Origin of the sequence: Serratia sp. B501 (genome assembly GCF_051172315.1) — a bacterium.
Classification (GTDB): domain Bacteria; phylum Pseudomonadota; class Gammaproteobacteria; order Enterobacterales; family Enterobacteriaceae; genus Serratia; species Serratia ureilytica.
Window position 1 is genome coordinate 374723 of sequence record NZ_JBPIZB010000001.1, and the last position, 23999, is coordinate 398721.

At 61.6% G+C, this 23999-nt stretch carries 23 protein-coding genes; 6 read left to right on the forward strand and 17 right to left on the reverse strand.

Annotated features, from left to right (window positions below; genetic code table 11):
- Nucleotides 1–12 precede the first annotated feature (12 nt).
- Genes ACSBQV_RS02025 through ACSBQV_RS02050 form a run of 6 tightly spaced genes read right to left on the reverse strand, consistent with a single transcriptional unit; the run spans nt 13 to nt 5850 of the window.
- Nucleotides 13–858 carry a DMT family transporter gene (locus ACSBQV_RS02025; RefSeq protein ID WP_033652485.1) on the reverse strand — a complete coding sequence of 282 codons (846 nt, stop codon included), beginning with the start codon at nt 856–858 and terminating at the stop codon, nt 13–15.
- Nucleotides 855–2156, reverse strand: coding sequence for an opine metallophore biosynthesis dehydrogenase (locus ACSBQV_RS02030; protein WP_099782799.1), 1302 nt, complete (start codon nt 2154–2156; stop codon nt 855–857). The genes ACSBQV_RS02025 and ACSBQV_RS02030 overlap by 4 nt, the downstream gene beginning before the upstream one ends.
- The gene (locus tag ACSBQV_RS02035) at nt 2149–2946 is read right to left on the reverse strand and encodes a nicotianamine synthase family protein (RefSeq protein WP_099782801.1); all 798 of its coding nucleotides are present in this window, start codon (nt 2944–2946) and stop codon (nt 2149–2151) included. The genes ACSBQV_RS02030 and ACSBQV_RS02035 overlap by 8 nt, the downstream gene beginning before the upstream one ends.
- Nucleotides 2934–3719, reverse strand: coding sequence for an ABC transporter ATP-binding protein (locus tag ACSBQV_RS02040; protein WP_099782803.1), 786 nt, complete (start codon nt 3717–3719; stop codon nt 2934–2936). Before ACSBQV_RS02040 ends, ACSBQV_RS02035 begins: the two co-directional genes overlap by 13 nt.
- Entirely contained in the window at nt 3716–4756 is a 1041-nt protein-coding gene (locus ACSBQV_RS02045; RefSeq protein WP_099782805.1) for a FecCD family ABC transporter permease, read from the reverse strand. Before ACSBQV_RS02045 ends, ACSBQV_RS02040 begins: the two co-directional genes overlap by 4 nt.
- Nucleotides 4757–4758: 2 nt before the next feature.
- Complete coding sequence (locus ACSBQV_RS02050) at nt 4759–5850, reverse strand: ABC transporter substrate-binding protein (protein ID WP_099782807.1); 1092 nt, start codon at nt 5848–5850, stop codon at nt 4759–4761.
- 367 nt (nt 5851–6217) lie between these two features.
- On the opposite strand from ACSBQV_RS02050, the gene htpX reads away from it, so the two are divergent.
- Entirely contained in the window at nt 6218–7096 is an 879-nt protein-coding gene (gene htpX / locus ACSBQV_RS02055; RefSeq protein WP_033652481.1) for a protease HtpX, read from the forward strand.
- Between the two features lie 338 nt (nt 7097–7434).
- Nucleotides 7435–8142: a hypothetical protein gene (locus ACSBQV_RS02060; protein WP_099782809.1), complete on the forward strand. Its 708-nt coding sequence runs from the start codon at nt 7435–7437 to the stop codon at nt 8140–8142.
- Nucleotides 8143–8246: 104 nt separating this feature from the next.
- Here the strand turns inward: ACSBQV_RS02060 and ACSBQV_RS02065 are convergent, their stop codons facing one another.
- Nucleotides 8247–9641: an MFS transporter gene (locus ACSBQV_RS02065; RefSeq protein WP_099782811.1), complete on the reverse strand. Its 1395-nt coding sequence runs from the start codon at nt 9639–9641 to the stop codon at nt 8247–8249.
- Nucleotides 9642–9871: 230 nt separating this feature from the next.
- On the opposite strand from ACSBQV_RS02065, the gene kdgR reads away from it, so the two are divergent.
- Nucleotides 9872–10663, forward strand: a complete 792-nt coding sequence (kdgR, locus tag ACSBQV_RS02070) for a DNA-binding transcriptional regulator KdgR (protein ID WP_033642855.1) — start codon at nt 9872–9874, stop codon at nt 10661–10663.
- Between the two features lie 45 nt (nt 10664–10708).
- Here kdgR and ACSBQV_RS02075 read toward each other — a convergent pair whose 3' ends face one another.
- The 5 genes from ACSBQV_RS02075 to phnR form a co-directional block, all read right to left on the reverse strand.
- Nucleotides 10709–11512 carry an ABC transporter permease gene (locus ACSBQV_RS02075; protein WP_042784335.1) on the reverse strand — a complete coding sequence of 268 codons (804 nt, stop codon included), beginning with the start codon at nt 11510–11512 and terminating at the stop codon, nt 10709–10711.
- A gap of 2 nt (nt 11513–11514) precedes the next feature.
- Complete coding sequence (gene phnU / locus ACSBQV_RS02080; protein ID WP_099782813.1) at nt 11515–12378, reverse strand: 2-aminoethylphosphonate ABC transporter permease subunit; 864 nt, start codon at nt 12376–12378, stop codon at nt 11515–11517.
- 1 nt (nt 12379) lies between these two features.
- Nucleotides 12380–13510, reverse strand: a complete 1131-nt coding sequence (gene phnT, locus ACSBQV_RS02085; RefSeq protein WP_373864250.1) for a 2-aminoethylphosphonate ABC transport system ATP-binding subunit PhnT — start codon at nt 13508–13510, stop codon at nt 12380–12382.
- Nucleotides 13511–13512: 2 nt separating this feature from the next.
- Complete coding sequence (locus ACSBQV_RS02090; protein ID WP_434991407.1) at nt 13513–14523, reverse strand: 2-aminoethylphosphonate ABC transporter substrate-binding protein; 1011 nt, start codon at nt 14521–14523, stop codon at nt 13513–13515.
- A 177-nt stretch (nt 14524–14700) separates the two neighbouring features.
- Nucleotides 14701–15420, reverse strand: a complete 720-nt coding sequence (gene phnR / locus ACSBQV_RS02095) for a phosphonate utilization transcriptional regulator PhnR (protein WP_069100110.1) — start codon at nt 15418–15420, stop codon at nt 14701–14703.
- A gap of 152 nt (nt 15421–15572) precedes the next feature.
- Between phnR and phnW the strand changes: the two genes are divergently transcribed.
- Nucleotides 15573–16676 (forward strand): 2-aminoethylphosphonate--pyruvate transaminase, encoded by a 1104-nt coding sequence (gene phnW / locus ACSBQV_RS02100; protein WP_060660794.1) that lies wholly within the window; start codon nt 15573–15575, stop codon nt 16674–16676.
- Between the two features lie 9 nt (nt 16677–16685).
- A complete protein-coding gene (gene phnX, locus ACSBQV_RS02105; protein ID WP_099782817.1) occupies nt 16686–17495 on the forward strand; it encodes a phosphonoacetaldehyde hydrolase in 810 nt (269 codons plus the stop codon).
- A 63-nt stretch (nt 17496–17558) separates the two neighbouring features.
- Here phnX and ACSBQV_RS02110 read toward each other — a convergent pair whose 3' ends face one another.
- The 4 genes from ACSBQV_RS02110 to ACSBQV_RS02125 all read right to left on the reverse strand — a co-directional run bounded on the left by ACSBQV_RS02110 (nt 17559) and on the right by ACSBQV_RS02125 (nt 22117).
- Nucleotides 17559–18950, reverse strand: coding sequence for an L-cystine transporter (locus tag ACSBQV_RS02110; protein ID WP_047576041.1), 1392 nt, complete (start codon nt 18948–18950; stop codon nt 17559–17561).
- A gap of 186 nt (nt 18951–19136) precedes the next feature.
- The gene (locus ACSBQV_RS02115; RefSeq protein WP_033642861.1) at nt 19137–19685 is read right to left on the reverse strand and encodes a metal-dependent hydrolase; all 549 of its coding nucleotides are present in this window, start codon (nt 19683–19685) and stop codon (nt 19137–19139) included.
- Nucleotides 19686–20106: 421 nt separating this feature from the next.
- On the reverse strand, nt 20107–20772 hold the full coding sequence (gene hxpB / locus ACSBQV_RS02120; RefSeq protein WP_033652469.1) for a hexitol phosphatase HxpB: 666 nt from the start codon (nt 20770–20772) through the stop codon (nt 20107–20109).
- A 64-nt stretch (nt 20773–20836) separates the two neighbouring features.
- Nucleotides 20837–22117: an HdeD family acid-resistance protein gene (locus ACSBQV_RS02125; RefSeq protein WP_099782819.1), complete on the reverse strand. Its 1281-nt coding sequence runs from the start codon at nt 22115–22117 to the stop codon at nt 20837–20839.
- A 185-nt stretch (nt 22118–22302) separates the two neighbouring features.
- Between ACSBQV_RS02125 and ACSBQV_RS02130 the strand changes: the two genes are divergently transcribed.
- Nucleotides 22303–22863, forward strand: coding sequence for a YniB family protein (locus tag ACSBQV_RS02130; RefSeq protein ID WP_025302601.1), 561 nt, complete (start codon nt 22303–22305; stop codon nt 22861–22863).
- A gap of 35 nt (nt 22864–22898) precedes the next feature.
- On the opposite strand, the gene ACSBQV_RS02135 is transcribed toward ACSBQV_RS02130, so the two are convergent.
- Complete coding sequence (locus tag ACSBQV_RS02135) at nt 22899–23768, reverse strand: fructosamine kinase family protein (RefSeq protein WP_033642864.1); 870 nt, start codon at nt 23766–23768, stop codon at nt 22899–22901.
- Nucleotides 23769–23999 lie beyond the last annotated feature (231 nt).

Sequence of the window (23999 nt, forward strand, 5' to 3'; positions counted from 1 at the left end):
GGCAAGGCCGGCTTAAGCCGGTTTCTTGCGGTGACGCAGCCCGAGCTGAATGCAGGAAACCACCACCAGCAGACAGCCGAACAGCGACAGCAGCAGCGGGATCTCATGCCAGAACAGCCAACCCCAGGCGATGTTGAACACGATGCCGATATAGCGCACCACCGAGACCACGATCAGGTTATCGGAAGAGAAGGCCTGGGTTAAGACGACCTGCCCCAACAGCGACACCAGGGCGATGGCGAGCAGAATGGCGAACTGATAGGCGTTGGGCCAAACGAACGCGTTCCACATCAGCGGCAGCGAGATCAGCGTTGCGATGAACAGGAAGTAGAACACGATCTCGTAGTTGTGGTGGCGCTTGCTGAGTTTGTTGACCGACAGATAGGCGATCGAGGCGAACACCGCGCTCATCACGCCGACCAGCGACGCCAGGGTATAGGCCGAGAAGTGCCACGGCCGCACCAGCAGCACGGCGCCGATGATGACCATCGTCAGCCAAAACGCGGTGCAGGCGCTGACCCGTTCACGCAGCACCAGCAAGGAGAGCAAAATGGAGAAAAACGGCGACAGATAGGCCAGCATGCTGGCGTCGGCCAGCGTCAGGTGGGCGATGCTGTAAAAATAACAAATGAGATACAGCCCGCCCATGGTGCCGCGCAACACCAGCAGCGGCCGGTCTACGCGGCTAAAGGCGATGCGGTGGCGGTACATCAGCAGCAGAACCAGCACACAGCCGATGCTGCTGCGAAAGAACACGATTTCACCGGTGGGAATAGCATCGGAGATGGTTTTAACCAGCGCGTTCATGACGCTGAAAATCAATGAGGCAAAAATGGCCAGTAGCGCACCCTGATTCATGCTTGCCTCCGCCATTGTCGGTAAATGATGTCCGCCTGCTCGTCGCAGGTATCGTCCAGCAACGAATGATGGCAATGCTCGGCGCCGATCCGGGTGACGAAGTGCTGCAGCGCCTGCTGAAAGCGGGCCAACAGACGCTGGGCGGCGGGCATCTCGACGTCAAGTCGCTGCGCCAGCAAGACCAGGACGCGCAGTTTGCGCACGTCCTCTTGCGGCACGCGCGGCAGGCGCCAGCGCCCCTGGGCATCCTGGAAGACGCGGGCGACCCTGACGGCGGAAAAATCATAGTAGCGGCCCTGCGCGTCTGGCTCGGAATAGGGGTCGACCAGCAGCGCGGTATAACGCGTAAACAGCGCATAGCATTGCTCCGTCGGCGCGAGCTGCGGGAATTGGTCAATCCAGCGGCGGCTCACCATTCGGGGCGGAACCGGGTAGTTGTCGTCATTCAAAAAGCGCAGCAGGTTAATGGCCTCGATGCCGAGCCGGTTGAGCAACTGCTGGTAATCCTGCGAGAGCGCCAGCATGTCGGCGATCGTCTCGGGACAGATGGGGCCTTCGGGGTGGGTTTTATACAGGTACTGGATCGGCGCCTGCGGCTGGAATATCGCCTGCAGCGTGGTTTCGGCCAGCGCCAGCGGAGGATGAACATAATTGGTGATGCTGAAGCGCTCGGCGGCGAGCAGGCTGTTGCAGCGTTGGGCGTCAATGCCGTGACGCGCCAGCAGCGAGCAAAGCCAGTCGAGTTCGGCGCAGTCTGACCTTGCGCCGGCCAGATAAATCCGCTGCTTGAACGCCTTGGTGTAGGCGCGGTAAGGCTGTTCGGCGTTCTGGTATTTGGTGTCGGCGTAGTAGCTCGACAGGCTGATGACCTCGACGTGGGATTGCCCGGCCTCCTGCAGCAGGCTTTGCGCCATCAAGCCGGAGCCGATGGAGGGAGAGAGCAGGATCAGTGAGCGCAATTGGGGCAACGCCGCCCATGGCACCTGTCGCAGCACGTCATGGTATTGATCGGCGGGGACGGCAAGGATCAGTCTGCGCCAGTCGCCGCCGACGAGCGCCAGATCATCGCAATAGCGGTCAATCGTCACCTGCGCATCGTCTTGGGTACGCTGCGCCTTACCGGCGCCCGTCAGCCACAGGCTGGGCGTGTGCGCCAGATGTTGCTTCAGGCGGCGCCCTTTTTCGCTGGGGCGGTTGTACAGGCCGATGCGCGCATTGCCCGCGGCCTTGATGTCCGCCGCCAGTTGGATCGCCGCCGGGCCGGCGCCGAGGATCAGGGTGGGAAAGGCATTATTCATGGCGGTGAGGCTCCAAAATCAAGAGATCGTACAGCGGGGTGGTGAGCGGTTTACCGCTGACGCGCCAGGGCGAGCCGGCGACCTGGTGGTGGTAAGGGCAGTTGAAGATCGACTTGAGGCCGTTGCCATAGCGCACCAGCAATTTGCCGCACTGGGGCAGCAAAGGCCGCAGCGCCTTCAGCAAACCCTGCTTGTCCGCCACCAGAGAGGCGATGATGATGTGATCGATATCGTTGCGCGTCAGGCCGTTCAGCTTGTCGATGCAGGGCATCTGCTGCACCAGCCCCAGGTGGCGCGTGAGCCGGCGGGCAAAACGCTGGGCCGTCGGATCGCAATCGTAGCAAATGACGGTGGCGGAGAGCCTGGCGACCAGCGCCAGCGCCGTGGTGGGCAATGCGCCGCTGCCCACCAGCAGCACCCGTTCACCGGGTTTAATGTTGGCGGCCGCGATCTCCAGCTGCAGGGCGCGGTCGAAACTGTTCAGGTAGGCGTTGGTCTGCGCCGGTTCCCGGCACAGCGCCGAGACGCGATGCTTCTCGTAGTCGCACAACGCGGCGTTGGCTGTCGCCCGCAGCTGGGTGATCTGCGCCGTTATCAAACGGTCGTTTTCCAGCTTTTGACGATAGGCCTGCAGCTGCGGTTCGTCGTTAAAGGCCTGCAGGCGACTGAAACGACGCTCCAGCAGGGAAAAATGACGCCGATCTTGCCGGGCGGAACGGTGAAGCTGGTGAATTTCCTGTTGCAAGCCGGCGAGTTGCGCCAGCATATCCGCCTTGGTCAGAGTGTACATGGGGATTCTCCGTGTGCGTGTAACAGCTGTGTCGGCAGCAGATAGGGGTAGCCCTGAGGGCTGACGCCGTTTTCGATGCCGACGCCAAATACGCGAGACACCATCGGATGTCCCATCATCTGATGGGTATCGCCGTGGCAAACGACGCGTCCATGCGCGAGCAGCGTGAGTGAGTGGCAATAGCGCAGCGCCAGCCCCAGATCGTGGATCACCAGCAGCGTGATGCAGCGGTGGCGCCGGCCGTAGTCGGCGATCTGATTGAGCACGCGCAGCTGGTGGTGGATATCCAGCGCGCTGGTGGGTTCGTCGAGCAAAATGAGCTGCGGCTGAGAGACGAAGGCCTGAGCCAGCATCACCAACTGTCGCTGGCCGCCGCTGAGCCGGTTGAAGGGGCGATCGGCGAGCGCGGAAATGCCGCATTCCGCCAGCGCCTGCTCGACCGCATCAGCCTGGGCGGCGCTGACGCGCCAGCCCAACTGGCGTACCTTGCCCAGCAGCACCATGTCAAAAGCGGTCAATGCCGAATCGCAGCGATTAAGCTGCGGCACATAGGCGATACGGCTGGTTTTCGGATCGAGAGGGCGCTCGCGGTAAGCGATCTCGCCGCTGCACGGCACCATGCGATTGATCGCTTTGAGCAGCGTCGATTTGCCGGCACCGTTGGGGCCGATGATGCCGCCGAGCTGCGCCTCCGGCCAGCTCAATGAAACGTCTGCCAATAGCGAGCGGCGATGCAGCGAGACGCCGACGCGGGTGAGGGTCAGTTGAGTCATGGGCGTTTAACCTGTCGAGTGACGAAGTAAAACAGCACCGGCACGCCGATCAGGGCGATAACGATGCCGATGGGCACCACGCCGTTCGGCATCACCAGCTTGGCGACGATCGAGGCGCACAGCAGCAGCAGGCTGCCGCAGAGGGCGGAAATGCAGATCAGGTAGCGCTGATCCTCACCCACCAGAAAGCGGGCGAAATGCGGGGCGATCAGCCCGACGAACCCGATGGTGCCGACAAACGAGACCGAGGCGGCCGTCAGCAAGGTCGCCAGCAGAAAGGCCAGCTTGCGCAAGGCGCTGACATTGATGCCCAGCCCCTGGGCCTGCTCTTCGCCGGCGGACAGCGCCGTCAGCCGCCAGGCGAGCCGCAGACAGACGAACAGCGCGCACAGCAACACGACGCCGGTGATCGCCACGCCGTGCATATTGGCTTTGAGCAGGCTGCCGAACAGCCAAAAGACAATTTGCTGCATGGCTTCCGGCGAGGCCAGAAACAGCAGCAGCGATTGCAGCGACTGAAAGAAAAACAGCACCACGATGCCGCTCAACACTAATATTTGCGGCGTCATGCCGCGGCGTTGTCCCAGCAGATAGACAGGCACGCAAGCCAACAGCGCCATTAGCGAAGCCAGCAGCGGCGTGCCCAGCGCCAGCGCGCCGCCCAGGCTGAAGCCGGTGAGGATCGCCAGCGCCGCGCCGAACCCCGCCGCGGCAGAGATCCCCAGCGTATAGGGGCTGGCGAGGGGATTGGCCAGCACGGTCTGCATCAGCAGGCCCGCCAGCGCCAGGCTGGCGCCGACCACCAAGGCGGTGAGCGTCATCGGCAAGCGAATCGACCAGAAAACCGCCTGATGCAGTGCGTTGCCAGGCGCAGAGCCGGGCCAAAGCATCCGCACGATATCCGTGAGGCCAAGTTGCGCGGCGCCGACGGTGAGATCGATGGCGGTCGCCGCCAGCAGCGCGCCGAGCAGCGCCAGCGTCAATAGCCCGCGGCGCAGCCTGCGCCGTCGCAAAAACGCACGTCCTGTGTGGGCCACGGTTATTCTCCTTGCCAGCGTTGCAAGAAGACGCCGTCCGCCTCTATCGGCAAATATTGATGGTAGAACTGCGCCAGATTGTGCGCGGGATCAACATCGGCAAACGCGGCGGGATAGAGCGCTTTTGCCAGATACTGGACAAAGATAAAATCGTAAATCGTGCGCGCGCCGCCATGGTAAAGCGCATAAAGACGCTGATTTTTTACCGCCGGCAGTTGCGGCCATCCCGCCCGCCGGGCGTATTGCGTCAGGCGCGTCTGTAGGAGGGCTGCCTGCGTGCCGTAGCCCATCGGCACGGCGTTCGGCATGTTTTCCCAGTCGCCACCGGCGAGAAAAATCACCTCGGGCCGTTGGGTCAGGACAGAGTCGGCGCGCAAGGGGGAAGGGCTGCCGACGACGCCGGCGGCGATATTGTCGGCGCCGGCCAGCTGCAGCAGCGGCCCCCAGATCGATGCGCCATAGCTGCTGCCGTACTCGCCGGGGCCCTTGTCCCCCAGCTCAATGTAGGTGACCGGCGGCGGCAGCTGCGCCTGGCGGATGCGCCGCCGGCTATCCTCGAGACTTTGGCGATATTCGTCGGCCAGTCGTTCCCCTCGCTCGGCGTGGCCCATCGCCTGGCCCATCAACCGGATGCTGGCGAGCTTGACCTCAACGCCCTGGTTGAAGTCGACGACGATGTAAGGAATGTTGAGTTGTTGCAGCACCGGCAGGTAGTTGGCGAAGCCGTCGAGCTGCCACTTCGCCAGGATCAGCAGATCTGGCTGCGTGGTCAGCAGGCGTTCAAAATCGAAGCTCTGGTTATAGAGCGAACCGACATCGACCAATTGAGCGAGCCGTGGCAGCGCCGCCTGATAGCGCGCCCATTGGCTGGTGCGCAACGCCCAGTCGCTCTTGGAGAAGGCGACGACCTGTTGATAACTCTCCGGGCCGTTCACCGCCAGAAAATCTTCGTAGTAAAAGCCGATATAGGCGCGCTGTGCGGGGGCGGCCAGGGTAACCTGGCGTCCTTCAACGTCGGTGAGGTGAATTTCAGCGTGCGCGAGCTGGCAGAAAAGCAGCCACGTCGCCAGCATCCAGACGATACGCGATAACATGATTGACATCCCTTTACGATTAATTGTGATGTTATAATGTAACAATTAATCGCGAGATTCAAACTTTCGTCGCCGCTGAATCAGGGGGGCATGATGAAACGCGTTGAGCGGATATTGGCCTATAAGGCGTGAGGATAACGGTTCTCGTTGTCATGGCGTGCGGGCAAAGAAATTTTTCTGCAAAATCCCTCCGCCTTGCGCAACAATCGTTTACAATTTGCCAAATCCCGGTCGCGCGTCGTTTTTGTAAAGTTTCGTATTTTTAGTAGGTTAATAGCGCGCAACTCTTGAAACTGTGACGAATGCCCATACGATCCAGGGTATCTGGACAGTGTTTTGTTAACATTTATGAGGAAGTAAACATTTTATGATGCGTATAGCTCTGTTCCTGCTCACCAACCTGGCGGTGATGTTGGTTTTCGGGCTGGTGCTCAGCCTGACAGGAATCCAATCCAGTAGCGTTCAGGGCCTGATGATCATGGCCGGTCTGTTCGGCTTCGGCGGCGCTTTCGTGTCGTTGCTGATGTCCAAATGGATGGCGCTGCGCTCCGTGGGCGGGGAAGTGATTGAACAGCCGCGTAACGAAACCGAAAACTGGCTGCTGGAAACGGTGCGCCGTCAATCGCAGCAGGCGGGCATCGCCATGCCGCAGGTCGCTATCTACCACGCGCCGGACATCAACGCCTTCGCCACCGGCGCACGGCGCGACGCTTCGCTGGTCGCCGTCAGTACCGGCCTGCTGCAGAGCATGAGCCGCGACGAAGCGGAAGCGGTTATCGCGCACGAAATCAGCCACGTCGCCAACGGCGATATGGTGACCATGACCCTGATCCAGGGGATCGTGAACACCTTCGTCATCTTCATTTCGCGCCTGATCGCACAGGTTGCCGCCGGCTTCCTGGGCAACCGCGACGGTGAAGGGGAAGGCAACGGCAACCCGATGATTTACTTCGCCGTGTCGATGGTGCTGGAACTGGTGTTCGGCATCCTGGCGAGCATCATCACCATGTGGTTCTCGCGTCACCGCGAATTCTATGCCGACGCCGGTTCCGCCAAACTGGTGGGCCGCGAGAAGATGATCGCCGCCTTGCAGCGTCTGAAAACCAGCTATGAACCGCAGGAAGCGGGCAGTATGATGGCGTTCTGCATCAACGGCAAATCCAAGTCGTTCAGCGAGCTGTTCATGTCGCACCCGCCGCTCGACAAGCGCATCGAAGCGTTGCGCACCGGTCAGTACCTGAAGTAATCGGCTGAATGAAATGAAAAACCCCGGCTTGCCGGGGTTTTTTTATGGCATGCCTGAACCGCTTTTACAGCGGCGGCGACGGATTCAACAATGAAATTCGGCAATGAATGGGGTGAGCGCTTCACCGAAGTTTGCGGGCGTTAATGCCGTGCAGCAGCGCCCGAAGTCCCTGAAGCCTACCTGCAAACCGCGTCTTTCGGCCTCTCAGCCTGGGCAGGCGCGGTGCCAGATCACCCGGTGAGAGGGCAAGCCGCATCGGGCCCGGTCACGACCGCCTGTTTGGCTTTGGAAGCGCATGTTATATGCTTTGGCACAATGACATTTGTCCCTGAGGCCCTATGAAAATCAACCACCTTCCCTTACTCAACGGTGATGAGGTGTCGGCGCGCCTGGCCGCATTGGCTGGCGGTGTCGCCGATGCGGTTGCGGAATTGTTGAACCGGCATGATGACGATGATGAACCGCCGGTTATTCGCTGGCATTCAGGCGATCTGCGCCTGCCGGCGTTTTTCCCCGACGAGCACGACGGGCACGATTACGATTACCTGATCGTGGACGGCGATGTGATCGTCGAGGGATGCCTGGCGGTGTCACCGCAGCGAGAGGACGGCGGCATTGTCGTGCTGGGGCGGCTGCAGGCGGATACGCTGATTTGCTGGGGCGGACTGGTCGTGCGTGACGATGTCCGCATACGCCATGCCTATTGCAGCTCAGGAAACGACGGCGCGTTCGTGGTGGGGGGAGACCTGACCGCGCTCACCCTGGTAGAAACGGGGGAGTTTATCCATGTTCATGGCGATCTCGACGCGCGATGTCTCGCTTCGTTGCAGAACTTCGTTCAGGTTGACGGAGAGACGCGCTGTGACTGCCGCATCGACAGCGCGCAGTCCGAAGATCTGATAAAGCGCATGTTCGCCCCCGGCTTACTGACGGCCTTCGAGGGGATGGATAACGACGGCCAACGCCTTGTTGGCTGGTATCCGGATGACGACGCCTATTTAGCCTGTTTACGACAAGGCCGCAGCCCGTTGAGGTGCGGCGACTGACGCCTGGCCTGCCATGCTCCCGGCACCGCACCCGACGCGGCCCGGCCGCCAGTGCTGGTCCCGTCGGTTTTACAATCGATGGGGGCTCGGCTCTTTTATGTGCGCTATTTCACCTCGCGGCTGGGCTGCGCCGTTTGCGTCGTCGGTTGAGTGATGCGCAGGCTGCTGACGGCCGCCGCCAGGGTGGCGAACACCCCAGCCAGGATCAGTGAAGCGTGGGTGCCGGAGGCCGGGAACAGGTTGAACATCAGCGCCACCAGCGCGGCTCCCGAGGTTTGTCCCAGCAGACGGGCAGTGCCCAGCATGCCGCTGGCGCCGCCGCTGCGGTTGCGCGGTGCGGCGGAGATGATGGTGTGGTTGTTGGGCGACTGGAACAGGCCGAAACCGGCGCCGCACAGCACCATGCGCCAGATGATGTCCATATTCGACGGCGCCGCGGGCAGCAGCGCCAGCGAGAACAGCCCGAGCGCGAACACCGCCAGCCCGATGCAGCCCAGCAGGCCGGCATGCACGCGTTCCACCAACCGGCCGGCGATCGGGGCCATCACCACGATCGCCAGCGGCCACGGCGTCAGCAGCAGCCCGGTCGCCACCTCGTCGCGGCCCAATGCGCTTTGCAAGAAGAACGGCAGCGACACCATCGCCAGCATTTGCGCGGCAAACGAGCAGATTGAGGTGCCCATCGACAGGGCGAAGATCGGAATGCGCAGCAGATCGACCGGCAGCAACGGAAATTCCTGGCGCAGCTGGCGGCGCACGAACAGCGCGCCAATCGCCAGCAGCGCGGCGATCTCGCTGAAGATCAGCATCAGGCTCTGGCCCTGGGCGAAGCCGCTGATGGCGGTGATCAGCAGGCCGAAGGTCAGCGCGTTCAGCACGGCGCTGGTGGGATCGAAACGGCGGTTATCGCTTTTTTGGCCGTTGGCCGGCAGGAATTTCATCCCCAGCAGCAGCGCGACGATGCCGATCGGCAGGTTGATGGCGAACAGCCATTGCCAGGACGCGACCGACAGGATAGCGGCCGCCACCGTCGGCCCGGCCGCCGAGGAGCAGGCGACGATCAGCGAGTTGATGCCCATGCCGCGGCCGAGAAAACGCTGCGGGTAGATGATGCGGATCAGCGCGGTGTTGACGCTCATGATGGCGGCGGCGCCAAAGCCCTGCAGCACGCGGGCGATGGTCAGGGTGAGCAGCGAGTCGGACAGGGCGCAGAACAGTGAGGTGATGCTGAACACCAGCAATCCAGCCTGATAGATGCGGCGATAGCCGACCAGATCGCCGAGCGACGCCAGCGACAGCAAAGAGACGGTGATCGCCAGTTGATAGGCGTTAACCACCCAGATGGAACTGGCCGGACTGGCGTTGAGATCGCGCGCGATGGTGGGCAGCGCCACGTTGGCTATCGCGCCGTCGAGCACGGATACGGTAATGCCGAGGGCGATGGCGAGGATCGCCCCATAGCGTTGCGGGACGGGGAGGCCGTCGGAACAAGGACGCATGCAGGTCTCAGCGGTATTTATTCAGGAGAGTATTATCATGCTAATCATATTCGCCTGCGATTGCATGCCCCTTGTCCGCTTAATTGTAAACGGCGGTGAGCGGCAGGCGGTTATTCATTTGGCTTCAATCGCTTAGCCTTCAGCTGCGTTGCGCGTCGCGATCTGTTCCGATTATACTGAAACCCTTGTTTAAATTTCCTGAAACAAAACCGTTAAGTAGGGTATTCGCCATGGCTAACGCAGATTCAGACAAGCAACCGGATGCCGTCTCATCCGTGATGAAAGTGTTCGGCATTTTGCAGGCGCTCGGCGATGAGCGCGAGATCGGCATTACCGAACTGTCCCAGCGGGTGATGATGTCTAAAAGCACCGTCTACCGGTTTCTGCAGACCATGAAAGCGCTGGGTTACGTTTCACAGGAGGGCGAGACGGAAAAGTATGCGCTGACGCTCAAGCTGTTCGAACTGGGCGCCAAATCGTTGCAGAACGTCGATCTGATCCGTAGCGCCGACGTGCAGATGCGCGAGCTGTCGAATCATACCCGTGAAACCATCCACCTCGGCGCCCTGGACGAGGATGGCATCGTCTACATCCACAAGATCGACGCGATGTACAACCTGCGCATGTATTCGCGCATCGGCCGCCGCAACCCGCTGCACAGCACCGCCATCGGCAAGGTGCTGCTGGCCTGGCGCGAGCGGGATGAGGTAGCGCAGATCCTGTCGCAGATTGAATTTACCCGCAGCACCGAGCATACCCTGACCAGCGCCGCCGAACTGTTGCCGGTGCTGGATCGGGTGCGTGCGCAGGGATACGGCGAAGATGCCGAAGAGCAAGAAGCGGGGATCCGCTGCATCGCGGTTCCGGTCTTTGACAGGTTCGGGGTGGCGATCGCCGGGCTGAGCATCTCTTTCCCGACGCTGCGCTTTTCCGAAGCGGCGCGGGAGGAGTATGTGGCGTTGCTGCACGTCGCCGCCCGACGCATTTCCGAACAGCAGGGCTATCACGACTACCCGTTCTGACCTGCGTTTCGATGAGCAAGGCGCCGCCATGGCAGCGCCTTGCTGCTATTTTGCGCCGGGCGTCAGCCGCTGAGAAATCCGCTCCAGCACCAACATCAGCAACAGCGTGGCCGCCACCAGGATCATGGTCAGCGTTGCGCCATTGGCGATGCTGCCGCGATCGGTCAGGCTGAAGATCGTGACCGGCAGCGTCGCCCAGCTCGGCGGGTAGATCATCATGGTCGCGCCCAGCTCCCCCATCGACAGCGACAGGCTGAGCGCGAAGGCGGAGATCATGTAGGGGGCGATCATCGGCAGGGTGACGTGGCGCAGGCGAAACAGCGGCGAAGCGCCCAGGCTGGCGGCGACGTTCTCGTAGTCGTCAGGCAGCCGGGTCAGCCCGGCCATGACGTTGCCGAAGGTAAAGGCGGAAATCAGCACGAAGTGGGCGGCGGGCACGATCAGGAAGGTGCCGTTCATCTGCAGCGGCCCCTGGCTGAACGCCACCAGCATCCCCAAACCGATAGAGACCGAAGGCACCGCGCTGGGAATGAAAAACAGCGTGCCCAGCAGCCGTCGGCCGCGTTCAGGCACGTGGCGCAGCGCCAACGCCGCCCAGGTGCCGCACAACAACGCGAACAGGCTGGCGCTGAAACCGATAGCCAGACTGGCGATCAGCGCGTCCCAGGAGGCGCCGCTGAACGCCTGGCGGAAGTGGCTGAGGGTGAAGCCGCTCGGCAGCACGCCACTCCACTGTTCACTGAGGCTGGACATCAGGATCACCGCCAGCGGCAGGCAGAAGAACAGGGCGAACAGCGTGACCGCCAGTGTGCAGGTCAGGGTGCGTCCGGTACGAGACCAAATCAACATCGTCAGTTCCTCAGCCCGGCGCGCGCCGCGGCGTAGCGGTAAAGGGAGAACAGCCCGAGTGACAGCGCGATATTCACGACGGCGATCGCGCAGGCGACGGCGTAGTCCGATTCCAAAATCGCTTTGGCATAGACCATCATCGGCAGCGTGGTGACGCCCTTGGCGCCGATAAACAGCACGATGCCGAACTCATTGGTGGTCAACAACAAACACAGGCTGCCGCCGGCCAGCAAGGCCGGCAGCGCGGCCGGTAAAATCACCTGGCGCACCACCCGTCCCGGCCGGGCGCCGAGGATGCTGGCGGCCTCGAGCTGGCTGCGGTCGATCTGCGACAGCGCCGCCATCAGCGGGCGCATCACCAGCGGGGTAAACACGGTGATTTCCGCCAGGATCACCCCCCAGATGGAGTAAAGAAAATCCACCGGCGGCAGGGTGAAACCAAAGGTCGCCATCAGCGTGCCGTTCAGCAGGCCGGCGGAACCGTAGATGAACGTGAAGGCCAGCGTGATGAGGAAGGTCGGCATGGCGATAAAGGTATCGATCACCCGGGCGATCAGACGGCTGCCGGGGAACGGCGTGAACACCAGCAGCAGCGACAGCAGGGTGCCGAGCACTAGGCAGCCCAGCGTCGCCAGCAGCGCGATCTGCAGCGTGTTGAGAAGGGCGCCGACAAAGCGGCGTGATTCAAACGCCTGCTGCAGCGCGGTGACGCTGAACAGCCCTTGGTCGTCGGTAAATGCCTGTTTGACGATCAACGCCAGCGGGTAGAAAAACAGCGTCGCCAGCGCCAGCAGCGGCAACAGGATCCACAGGCGGTGCGGCAAACGCAGCCGCTGGGCCGGGCGAGTAAGCGTAGAGTCGGTCATGTCAGTCCTCGATCAGTACCGCATCGTCGGGGGCGAAATAGAGCGGCACCCGTTCGCCGATCTGCGGCATCCGGCTGCGATGGGTGGTGACCACGCGCAGCGGGTGGCCTTGCGCGTCGAACTGCAGGTGCGTCAGTTCACCCTGCCAATGAATATCGCGCAGCGTGCCGATAAGGCAGTTGCTGCGCTGAGCGTCGGCATCGAGCGCAATATGCTGCGGCCGGATGCACAGCAGCTTGTCGAAGCCGCGTTGTGCGCCGTAGGTGAAACAGCCGATCACTTTGCCGGCGCAGCTGACGGTGGTCATGCCTTGCCCGGTGGTGGTCTCCAGCGCGGTGGCCGGCAGCAGGTTGGCGCGGCCGAGGAACTCGGCGGCGAAGCGGTTCGTCGGATGGTGGTACAACGCGCGAGTTTCGCCGTGGGCGATCAGGTGGCCGTCGCGCATGATGCCGATCTTGTCCGCCAGCGTCAGCGCTTCGCCCTGATCGTGGGTGACGTACAGGATGGTCAGATCCGGCAGCTCGCGGTGCAGGCGGGCGATCTCTTCCACCATGCTGTGGCGGATTTGCGCGTCCAGCGCCGACAGCGGTTCATCCAGCAACAGCACTTTGGGGCGCACTGCAATGGCGCGGGCGATCGCCACCCGCTGTTGCTGGCCGCCGGAAAGCTGGCTGGGATAGCGCCTGGCGTAGGCGGACATGCCGACGATGGCCAACGCTTCTTCGACGCGCTCGGCGGTCAGGCCGCGCGGCTTGCCCTGGGCGCGCAGGCCGAACGCCACATTGTCCTCGACGCGCATATGCGGAAACAGCGCATAGTTCTGCACCACCATGCCCAGGCCGCGTTCATAGGGCGGCACGTCGGTGACATCGATATCGCCGATGGCGATGCGTCCGGCGGACGGCTGCACGAAACCGGCAATCGCTCGCAGTACGGTGGTTTTGCCCGAGCCGGAGGGGCCGATCAGCGCCAGCACTTCGCCGGGCGCGATGGTGAGCGTCAGGGGTTTCAGCACTTCGGTGCCGCGGTACGACACGCTGACGCGGTCGAGCTGAATGGCCGACGGCCCGGCGATGTCCCGGCTGTTATCCCGCGCCTCGGCGCTGGAGGAGAGGGTAGAAGGCATGGTCAGCGTCATTCTGTCACCTTGTGCCAGCGGGAAATGTCGGCGGACAGGCTGCTCACCACCTGATTCCAGTCCGGCGCCCAGATATCCACGCCCTGCAGCGCAGCCTGCGACTGCCTGAAGTTATCGTCGGTCGGGGTCACGTCTTTACGCACCGGCATGCCGTAGGAAATGGCGCTGACGCTGCTCTGCGCCTCTTTGCTCAGCAGGAAATCGATCAGCTTTTTGCCGTTGGCGCTTTGCGGCGCGCCTTGCACCAGGCCGATGTAGTAAGGCAGCACCAGCGTGCTGCGCTTGCCGTCCGGCCCGGCCGGCCAGAACACCTTCACGTTCGGGTTGCTGCGCATCTGCGCCAGGTTCATCTGCAGATCGCCGTTGGCCACCAGCAGCTCCCCTTTATTGACCAGCGCGGTCAGCTTGCCGGTGGAGGCGGAAGGGCCGACGTTGTTGCTTTGCAGTTTGCCGAGGTAGTCGAAACCGGCGTCTTTGCCGCCGAAGCTGTGGAACGCCTGCAGCATCACCGCAGTGCCGTCGCCCGCCTGGCCCGGCGTGGAGTACTGCAGCTTATTGCGGAACTGCGCGTCCAGCAGCTGTTGGTAGCTGGCGGGCGCCTGCGGCAGCAGTTTGGCGTTATAGATGAAGCTCAGGTAGTTGTTCACCAGCGGCACGAACTGTGGCTGCGCATCGGCGATTTGCGCGGCCGCCTGCGGGGTAAAGTCCTGCAGCAGTTTTTCCGCCGCCGCGCGTTGAATGAACGGCGGCAGCGTCACGAGCACGTCGGCCTGCGGGTTGCTGCGCTCTTTCGACAGGCGTTCCACGATGGCGCCGGAGCCGCCTTCGACGTACTGCACCTTGACGCCGGTCGCCTGGGTGAAGGCGTCGAACTGCGTTTGATACCAGCTGTGATCGCCGTCGTGCAAACCATCGGCGGAGTAGACGGTCACCACCGCCTCGGCGGCCCAGAGCGGCGCGGAGCCGAGTGCGATGGCGGTTATCACGACCAGTCGAGAAAGTTTCATAGCTTCAGCCTCACTGTTACGGGTTAATGTGAAACTGGTATACACCAGATATGCGGCCACGCTAATCGGCGAATATGACAAACAAATGAAATCAGCAAAATATCATTGCAGGAAACGGGGAGGACGACGCGGGAGAGAAAGGCGGGCCTGCGTGCGCAGGCCCCGTTGGGCAGGGGGTTAAAGCGTATCGACTTCGATGCGCAGGCTGTCGTGGCGCCAGTATTCGATATCGAAATCGAGAATGCGGCCGTGCTGATCGTAATTCAAGCGGCGCAGCAGCAACGCGGGCAGGCCGACCATGGCACCCAGCGCGTTGGCGGCGCGATAAGGCAGGGCGGTCGGGTAGAACGACAGGTGCATGTTGCTGTAAATCAAATCGTAATGCTGCTGATAAACCTCGGTCAGGCTGCCGTTGAGATCGTGGCTGAGCAGTTCCGGCACCCGTTGCGGCAGGCAGTGGTTCTCGCAATAGCAGATGGCGCGGCCGTCGGCATAGCGCACCCGGCGCAGCAGATACACCTGATCGAACGGTTCGAGCGCCAGCGGCTGCATCACGTCGAGCGGCACCGTGGTTTTTTCGCCGGACAGCAGCGCGGTGCGCGGCGTGCGCCCTTGCTCCTGACACAGACGGTGGAAGTTGGTGTTTTGCGTCGGATCCAGCCACAGCCGCTCCGGCGTGACGAACCAGCCGCGACGATCGGCGCGGTAGATGGCGCCGGTGGCTTCCAACTGCGCCAGGCTCTCGCGGATGGTGACGCGGGTGGTGGAGAAGATGGCGCACAGCTCGCGCTCCGAAGGCAGCTTGTCGCCGGCCTGCAGCGCGCCGCGGGTGATGCGCGCCTGAAGCTGATCCTTGATCTGCAGATAGTGGGGCATATCGCCCGGATGTTCTTTCATTTCATCTCGCTATGGCATCGGCCTGGCATTCCGGCCCGCTTATTATACATAGCCAGATGAATTTTTTGTTTCACCGCGCTTTGCCGTTTGACCTGGGAAGGAATTTGCCGCCACAATCAGCGCAATCTGGTATAGACCAATAGGTGAATAACATGTCCGACCGTAACTACCTGCTGTTGACCCCCGGCCCGTTGACCACGTCGAAAACGGTGAAAGAGGCGATGCTGTATGACAGCTGCACCTGGGATGAAGATTACAACCTCGGGGTGGTGCAGCGCATTCGCCAACGGTTGGTGGCGCTGGCGACGCCGTCCGCTGGCTATACCTCGGTGCTGTTGCAGGGCAGCGGCAGCTTTGCGGTAGAGGGCGTGCTGGGCACGGCCATCGGCCCGCACGATAAGCTGCTGATCGTCAACAACGGCGCTTACGGGGCGCGGATGATCGAAATGGCGCGGCTGATGGATATCGACCACCACGCGTTCGACTGCGGCGAGGTGAACGAACCGGACGTGGCGGCGATGGAGGCGGTGCTGAAAAGCGATGCGCGCATCAGCCATATCGCCATGGTGCACTGTGAAACCACCACCGGCATGCTCAACCCGCTGCAGAAGGTCGCCGGTCTGGCGGCGCGCAACGGCAAGACCTTTATCGTCGATGCGATGAGCAGCTTCGGCGGCATCCCGCTGGATGTGGACGCGCTGGGCATCGATTTTCTGATCAGCTCCGCCAACAAATGCATTCAGGGCGTGCCGGGCTTTGCTTTCGTCATCGCCCGCCGCAGCGAACTGGAGAAATGCGCCGGCCGTTCGCGCTCGCTGTCACTGGATTTGTATGCCCAGTGGCGCTGTATGGAAGACCAGGCCGGCAAATGGCGCTTTACGTCGCCCACTCACACCGTACTGGCCTTCGCGCAGGCGCTGAAAGAGCTGGAACAAGAGGGCGGCATTGCCGCGCGTCACGACCGCTATCACGCCAATCAGCGTCGGCTGGTGGCGGGCATGCGTGAACTGGGCTTTGAGACCCTCCTGGACGATGCGCTGCATTCGCCGATCATCACGGCGTTCTATTCGCCGAAGGCCGACACTTACCGCTTCGCCGAGTTTTATCAGCGCCTGAAGCAGCAGGGCTTCGTGATTTATCCCGGCAAAGTGTCGCAGAGCGACTGCTTCCGCATCGGCAACATCGGCGAAATTTATCCGCAGGATATCGAACGTTTGCTGGCGGCCGTCGGGCAGGCGATGTACTGGAATCAATAAGGATTGACCATGAAACAGATCAAGGCAGTGATCCTCGACTGGGCCGGCACCACGGTGGACTTCGGCTCCTTTGCGCCGACGCAGATTTTCGTCGAGGCGTTCAAACGCACTTTCGATATCGACATCAGCCTGGTGGAAGCGCGCATTCCGATGGGGCTCGGCAAATGGCAACACATCGAGGCGCTGGGCAAGTTGCCGGCGGTTGACGCGCGCTGGCGGCAGAAGCTGGGCCGCTCGATGAGCCACCAGGATATCGACGCGTTGTATCAAGCGTTTATGCCGCTGCAAATCGCCAAAGTGGTCGACTTCGCCGATCCCATCGAGGGCGTGCCGCAGGTGATTGCCGCTCTGCGTGAACAGGGCATCAAAATCGGCTCCTGCTCCGGTTATCCGCGCGCGGTGATGGCGGTGCTGGCGCCTGCCGCGGCGCAGCGCGGCTACGCGCCGGATTACTGGGTCGCCACCGACGATCTCGCGGCCGGCGGGCGACCGGGGCCGTGGATGGCGTTGCAAAACGTGATTGCGCTGGGCATCGATGCGGTGACGCATTGCGTGAAGGTGGATGACGCGGTGCCGGGCATTGCCGAAGGGCTGAACGCCGGGATGTGGAGCGTCGGGCTGGCGCTGTCCGGCAACGAGTTTGGCGCGACCTGGCAGGAGTATCGCCAAATGCCGCAAGGGGAGATCGAGCGCCGCCGCACGGCCGCCGCCGATAAGCTGTACGCGGCGGGCGCGCACTATGTGATAGATACGCTGGCGCAATTGCCGGGTGTGATCGCCGATATCAACCGGCGGCTGGCGAACGGCGAGCGGCCGTAACGACTGAACGCAGGGCATAAAAAAACCGGGGATCATCCCCGGTTTTTTCGTTCGCGGAAGGCGTTAACGGTGAGCCAATTCGACTTCGTCTTCGCTGTCCATCACGGCTTTGTCGGTTTGTTTCATCAGTTGGCTGGTGATGGTGCCCGCCGCCATGGAACCGTTGACGTTCAGCGCGGTACGGCCCATGTCGATCAGCGGTTCAACCGAGATCAGCAGCGCGACCAGCGTCACCGGCAGGCCCATCGCCGGCAGCACGATCAGCGCGGCGAAGGTGGCGCCGCCGCCCACGCCCGCCACACCGGCGGAACTGAGGGTGACGATGCCGACCAGGGTGGCGATCCACACCGGATCCAGCGGGTTGATGCCGACGGTCGGCGCAACCATCACCGCCAGCATCGCCGGGTAGAGGCCCGCACAGCCGTTCTGGCCGATGGTGGCACCGAACGACGCCGAGAAGCTGGCGATGGATTCCGGCACGCCCAGGCGGCGAGTCTGCGCTTCCACGTTCAATGGAATGCTGGCGGCGCTGGAGCGGCTGGTGAAGGCGAAGGTGATTACCGGCCACACCTTGCGGAAGAACTTCATCGGGTTCACGCCGGTGAAGGCCAGCAGGATGGCGTGTACCACGAACATGATGGCCAGGCCGATGTAGGAGGCCACCACGAAGCTGCCGAGCTTGACGATGTCGTGAATGTTGGAACCGGCGACCACTTTGGTCATCAGCGCCAGCACGCCGTACGGCGTCAGCTTCATGACCAGACGCACCAGCTTCATCACCCAGGCCTGCAGGGTATCGATAGCCACCAGCACGCGCTCGCCTTTCGGCTTGTCGTCTTTCAGCAGCTGCAGCGCCGCCACGCCGAGGAAGGTGGCGAAAATCACCACGCTGATGATTGAGGTCGGGCTGGCGCCGGTCAGATCGGCGAACGGGTTTTTCGGGATGAACGACAGTACCATCTGCGGCACGGTCAGATCGGCCAGTTTGCCTACGTAGTTGGTCTGGATCGCCGTCAGGCGCGCGCTTTCCTGCGCCCCCTGCACCAGGCCTTCGGCGGTCAGGCCGAACAGGTTGGTGACCAGCACGCCCACGAGCGCCGAGATCAGCGTGGTGAACAGCAATGTGCCGATAGTCAGAACGCTGATTTTGCCCAGCGAAGAGGCGTTATGCAATTTGGCGACCGCGCTCAGGATAGAGGCGAAGACCAGCGGCATGACGATCATTTGCAGCAGTTGCACATAGCCGTTGCCGACAATGTTGAACCAACTGATGGATTCTTTCAGTACCGGGTTGTCGGCGCCGTACACCAGCTGCAGCCCCAGACCGAACACCACGCCGACCACCAGGCCGACCAGCACTTTTTTCGCCAGGCTCCATTGCTTGTGGCGGGTTTGCGCCAGCAGCAAAAGGAGCGCGACAAACACCAGCACGTTAATCACGAGCGGAAGATTCATCCCCAATATCTCCAATAATCTTTCTTATATAAAAACGACTACGCACCATTAGGTGTGTCGCGATGTAAATATCGTAACAGTTTGCCGAGGGGCCCACTTATATCCAAATGGAATTTAATATAGCTTTTTGTGTTATTTTGTTCGTTTTATATACGCATGGGTGATGGGTTGAGCGATTTTTTGTGATCAGAGTCTAATATTTCTGATTTGCTCTACGTAGGATTGCACCGGGAGGGTGAAATCACCTTGCCAGCAGATGGCAAACGCCACCAGGCAGAGGCACAGCACGCGCTCCAACTGATTGCCTTTTTGCGAGTTGAGCAGCGGCAGGCGAAAACGCCAGCGGCACGGCCACAGCAGCGGCACACCGGCGGGGGTGAGCATGTCGGCCAGCAGATGGCTGAAGTAACCGATGATCATGGCGTGCAGCGCGTCGGCCGGGATCGGCCAACTGCGCGGCACATCAAGCTGAAACAGCGCCATGCCGCCGGCGATCGCCAGCAGGCTGTGGGTGAAACCGCGGTGGCCGAAGGCACGGGCGATGGGAATGGCGATCCAGCGCAGACGCTGGCCCAGCACCGACTTGGGGTGATCGATGTCCGGCAGCAGTGAGGTCAGCAGCGCGGCGGGTATGATGTGCCACCAGTCGCCGGTAGCCAGCTCTGGCGTCACTTCCGCCTTCTTGGCGAAGATCGCGCAAGCGACAGAGAATATAAGGTGTCCTTCCGCGGTCATGCTGTTGCGATTCCGACTGGTAAACTGTTAATTTATCCAGTATATGGGAAAATTCCCAGTAGTGGAAGCAGTTACCCTGTAACCAATTGTTTATTTTTCCCTGTTTTACAACGGCTTGTTACGGCAATGGGTAACAAAGCATCGATTTTGACGGGCGAGAACAAAAAGCGGGCGATGGGGGGCGTATGGCGGTGAGAAAAAAGACGGTTGCTCAGCGTGTGGCGGGAGGAAGCGGCGGCCTTGAACCGCGCTGCGTGGCAGTGACAACGCGCCGCGGGCCGTCGCTTTCCCTGCCATGCAGCATAATGAGAACGTCATGCCAATTCAATAAAATGAAACGGTGTTTCGTTTGTTTTGCGGTGCGGATCCCTTTTATGACGCAGAGCGGCAAACCCAGGGCGCCGATGGCCGGCGCCGCAGGTCAGGCAAAGTGGGCGGGGGTGAGCTGTTCCAGGGTGTCCAGCTTGTGGTCCGCCAGCGCCCAGCGAGGATCGTGACGGTATTCGGCTGCCGGGATCACGATGGAACGCATGCGTGCGGCCTTGGTGGCGATCATGCCGTTAAACGAGTCTTCCAGCGTGATGCAGCGCAGCGGATCGCTGCCCAGGCGTTCGGCGGCGATCAGGTAGACCTCCGGGTGCGGCTTGCTGTACGGCAGGTATTCGGCGGAAACCAGCTGATCGAAGTAATCCTCAAGCTCGAACATCTTCAGCACCTGCCGTTGCATGTGCAGCGGCGAGGCGGAGGCGAGACCGATGTTCAACCCCTGGCGGCGGCACAGCTCCAGCGCCTGCTGAACGCCCGGCAGCAGCGGGCGCGTCTCGTGCACCAGCTCGATGGCGCGCTCGATAATCCGCGCCGACACCTCATCAAGCGAAACCCCTTGCCACGGCATCGCCTGATACCACATCTTCACCACCAGATCGATGCGCAGCCCCAGCGTGTCCGGCAGCTTGTGACGGTCGGACAGATCCAAACCCAGCGCGCCGAAGATATCCAACTCGGCCTGCAGCCACAGCGGTTCCGAGTCGATCAACAAGCCGTCCATATCAAAAATTGCGGTTTCAATGCGTTGCGAATAAGCCATTAACGGTTAACTCCTGCCGGCGCGGGTGAATGTGCCCGACACTTTATCATCGCCGGTGACGAGACTAAAACCTTTGCCTGCGCGTTTGGCTTTTGCCAAAACGCAGGATATTCCACACCTCGCGCAATTTTAGCCACCAGCGCTGGTGTTGACGCTCGGTGACCTGTTGCAACATGCGTGCGTAGTCCAGCACCAAACCCGGCGTCCAGGTCATGCTTTCGCCGCGGCTGCGCAGTACCGCCAGCATCCACAGGTTGGGATCGAGCACCAGCAACAGAAAGCGGCGCCACAGATGTTTATCGCCCAGCACGCCTTCCAACGCGCTGTCGAGCGCGCCGATGACCGTGGTGGAGCAGTTGCGCCGGGTCAGATTGTAGGTGGCGTCCTGCCGATAACGCAGCCAGAATGCGCGCAGCGCCGCCGGGTTATAGCGGTAGAATTGAATTTTCTTGTCCGGGGGGCACCAGGCGGCGATCTCGCCCGCAAGGTCGGGCAGGAAACGCCCGTCGACGTTGTTCTGTTCGCCGGCATGCAACAACTGGCGGAAATCCTGAACGGAATGGCTGATGTCGTTGAGCGGGTAGTGACTGATATACACATCCGGCGCGAGCGCCAGGGCGGCGTGACCGGTGGAGATATTGCCGCCGCCATCGACCGCCGCGATGTATCGGTCGACGATGTAACGCCGGCGCGGATCTTTAGCCGCACCAATCGGTGTCCAGACATACACCGTGAGCGGCGCAGTCTCATCCTCCGGGTGCGGTGGCTGGCGCGTGGGGTGCTGATTCAGAGAGAAGGTTGTCAGTCTCCGGGCGATACGCAATAAGGCCCAGCCGGAAAGCACCATCATCACGCCGAGGCAAAAGGGCACCGTCATCCGATGCGGCGCCGGCCAGCCGACAAAAATCATCAACGAAAGCAGGATCTCGCCGCCGCCCGCCAGCGCCACGCCTTTCCATCGACTGTGTTGAATCACCGTGGAGGAGGCGATGCGCACGGCACCGTCAAGCAGCAGCGCGCTGCCAAACACCACGGTGGCGACGATGTTATCGTCTGCGGGCACGTCCAGCATTAAAAAGGCCATAAAGACAAAACCCAATCCTTTCAGCAGCACCGGCCTGCTGGCCGAAGAGCCGATCACCAGCGCGGCGGATACCGCCACCAACCCCTCCAGCGCCAGGATGACCGCCAGCGCATCCAGCGCCAGCACCGACCGGCCATCCTGCAGGATGTCGAACAGCATCAGCGCCCCTGCGGCTATCCACAGCCAACCGAACAGCACCAGCAGACGGCGCTGACCGTGCAGCGCCTGCGCGCCCAGCAATAAGATAATCAGTCGAATCATGGCGGCCTCTGCCCGAATGGATAACGTTATCTCTTCAATGATAGTGTGCCGGCGCGGTTAAGTTTTTGATTTCGACTAATTCGGCTAAGCTTGTAGCACAGCGGGAGTGAAGAAAACGGTGGGCGAGTTTCGCCAACAGCAGGTAGACTTAGCCGATTCGGTTACGTCGCTAACAAGGGGAACACATGACGTATCAACAGGCCGGGCGTCTCGCCATTTTGAAACGCATTCTCGGATGGGTGGTTTTTATCCCGGCGTTGCTGTCGACGCTGATTTCCGTGCTGGGTTTTATCTATCAGCACAGTGAAAAAACCAAGGGCATCAACGCGGTGATGCTGGATTTCGTCCACGTGATGGTGGACATGGTGCGTTTCAACACGCCGTTCCTGAACCTTTTCTGGTACAACTCACCGGTGCCCGACGTGGATAAAAGTCTGTTCAGCGGCGCCAATCTGATGTTCATCATCATCTATATTCTGATCTTCGTCGGGCTGGCGCTGCAGGCTTCCGGCGCGCGCATGTCGCGTCAGGTCAAGTTCATCCGCGAAGGGTTGGAAGACCAGATGATCCTGGAGCAGGCCAAGGGCAGCGAAGGGCACACGCGCCAACAGCTTGAGGAGCGCATTACGCTGCCGCACCACACCATCTTCCTGCAGTACTTCCCGCTGTACATCCTGCCGATCGTGATTGCGGTGATCGCCTGGTTCGTGATCCGCCTGTTGGGGCAGTTGGCCGGCGCGGCCTGAACCATGAACGGGGCGCCGCTCGGCGCCCCGGAACGTTATGACGCTTCCGGCTGCAACAGCGCCTCCACCGCGCGTTGGGCAGCCACCAAATGCTGGCCGCCGAACAGATTGCTGCGGTTGAGCAGGTAGTACAGCTGATACAGCGGCTGGCGTTCGATAAATCCGGCCCCCAGCGGCCACACGCTCTGATAGCCGTCGTAGATCTGCGGCGGCAGCTCCGGATACAGCGGCAGCATCGCCAAATCGCACTCTCTGTCGCCCCAGTAGCTGGCCGGATCGAACAGTATCGGCCCGTTGGCGGTCATCGCGCAGTTGCCCGGCCACAGGTTGCCGTGCAGCAGGGAAGGTTGCGGCTGGTGGTGCTGCAAGCGCAGATACACCCGATCGACGATGTCGTCGATATCGCCGAAGGTCATGCCTTTTTCCGCCGCCAGCTGCAGCTGCCAGCCGATGCGCTGCTCGGCGAAGAATTCCGACCAGCGGCGTTGCCAGGCGTTGGGTTGCGGGGTGGTGGTCAGATCGCTGTCGAAGTCGAGACCGAACTGCGGTTGCTCGCTCCACTGGTGCAGATGCGCCAGTTGTTGCCCCAGGCAGTAGGCGCCATGGGCGTCGAGGGGTTTCAACTGCTGATACTCCAGCAGCAGGAAGCTGTAGTCGCGATCGCTGCCGACGCCGTACACTTCCGGCACCCGCACGCTTTTGCTGCGCGCCAGCAGCGCCAGCTGATCGGCCTCGGCGGTGAATATCGGCAGTTGTTCACGGGCGTCGCATTTCACGAACACCTCGTTGTCACCGTAACTCACGCGCCACGCCGGGTGAATGTCGCCCCCGGGCAGTTCAATCCTTTCGCGTATCTCTGCGCTGCCAAGATGTTCACTTAACAGACGGCTAACGGCTTGCCACATGGTATTTCCCCCTCTGTGCTGCCTGATAATTCATTAGGTTAGCGTCTTTCCCGTGGTGAAAACACGACGCGGCGCACAGCCGGCGTCAAAGGCGGCGATTTTTTCAGCATCCCGCCAGCTCACAGTATATACCCTATTGATTAATTTAAGCGCAATACCGGTTGCAACTTGATGACAACGGATAAGCGGGCGGAGGAAACAGGATGCGGCGGAGAGCACCGCCGCATCAGA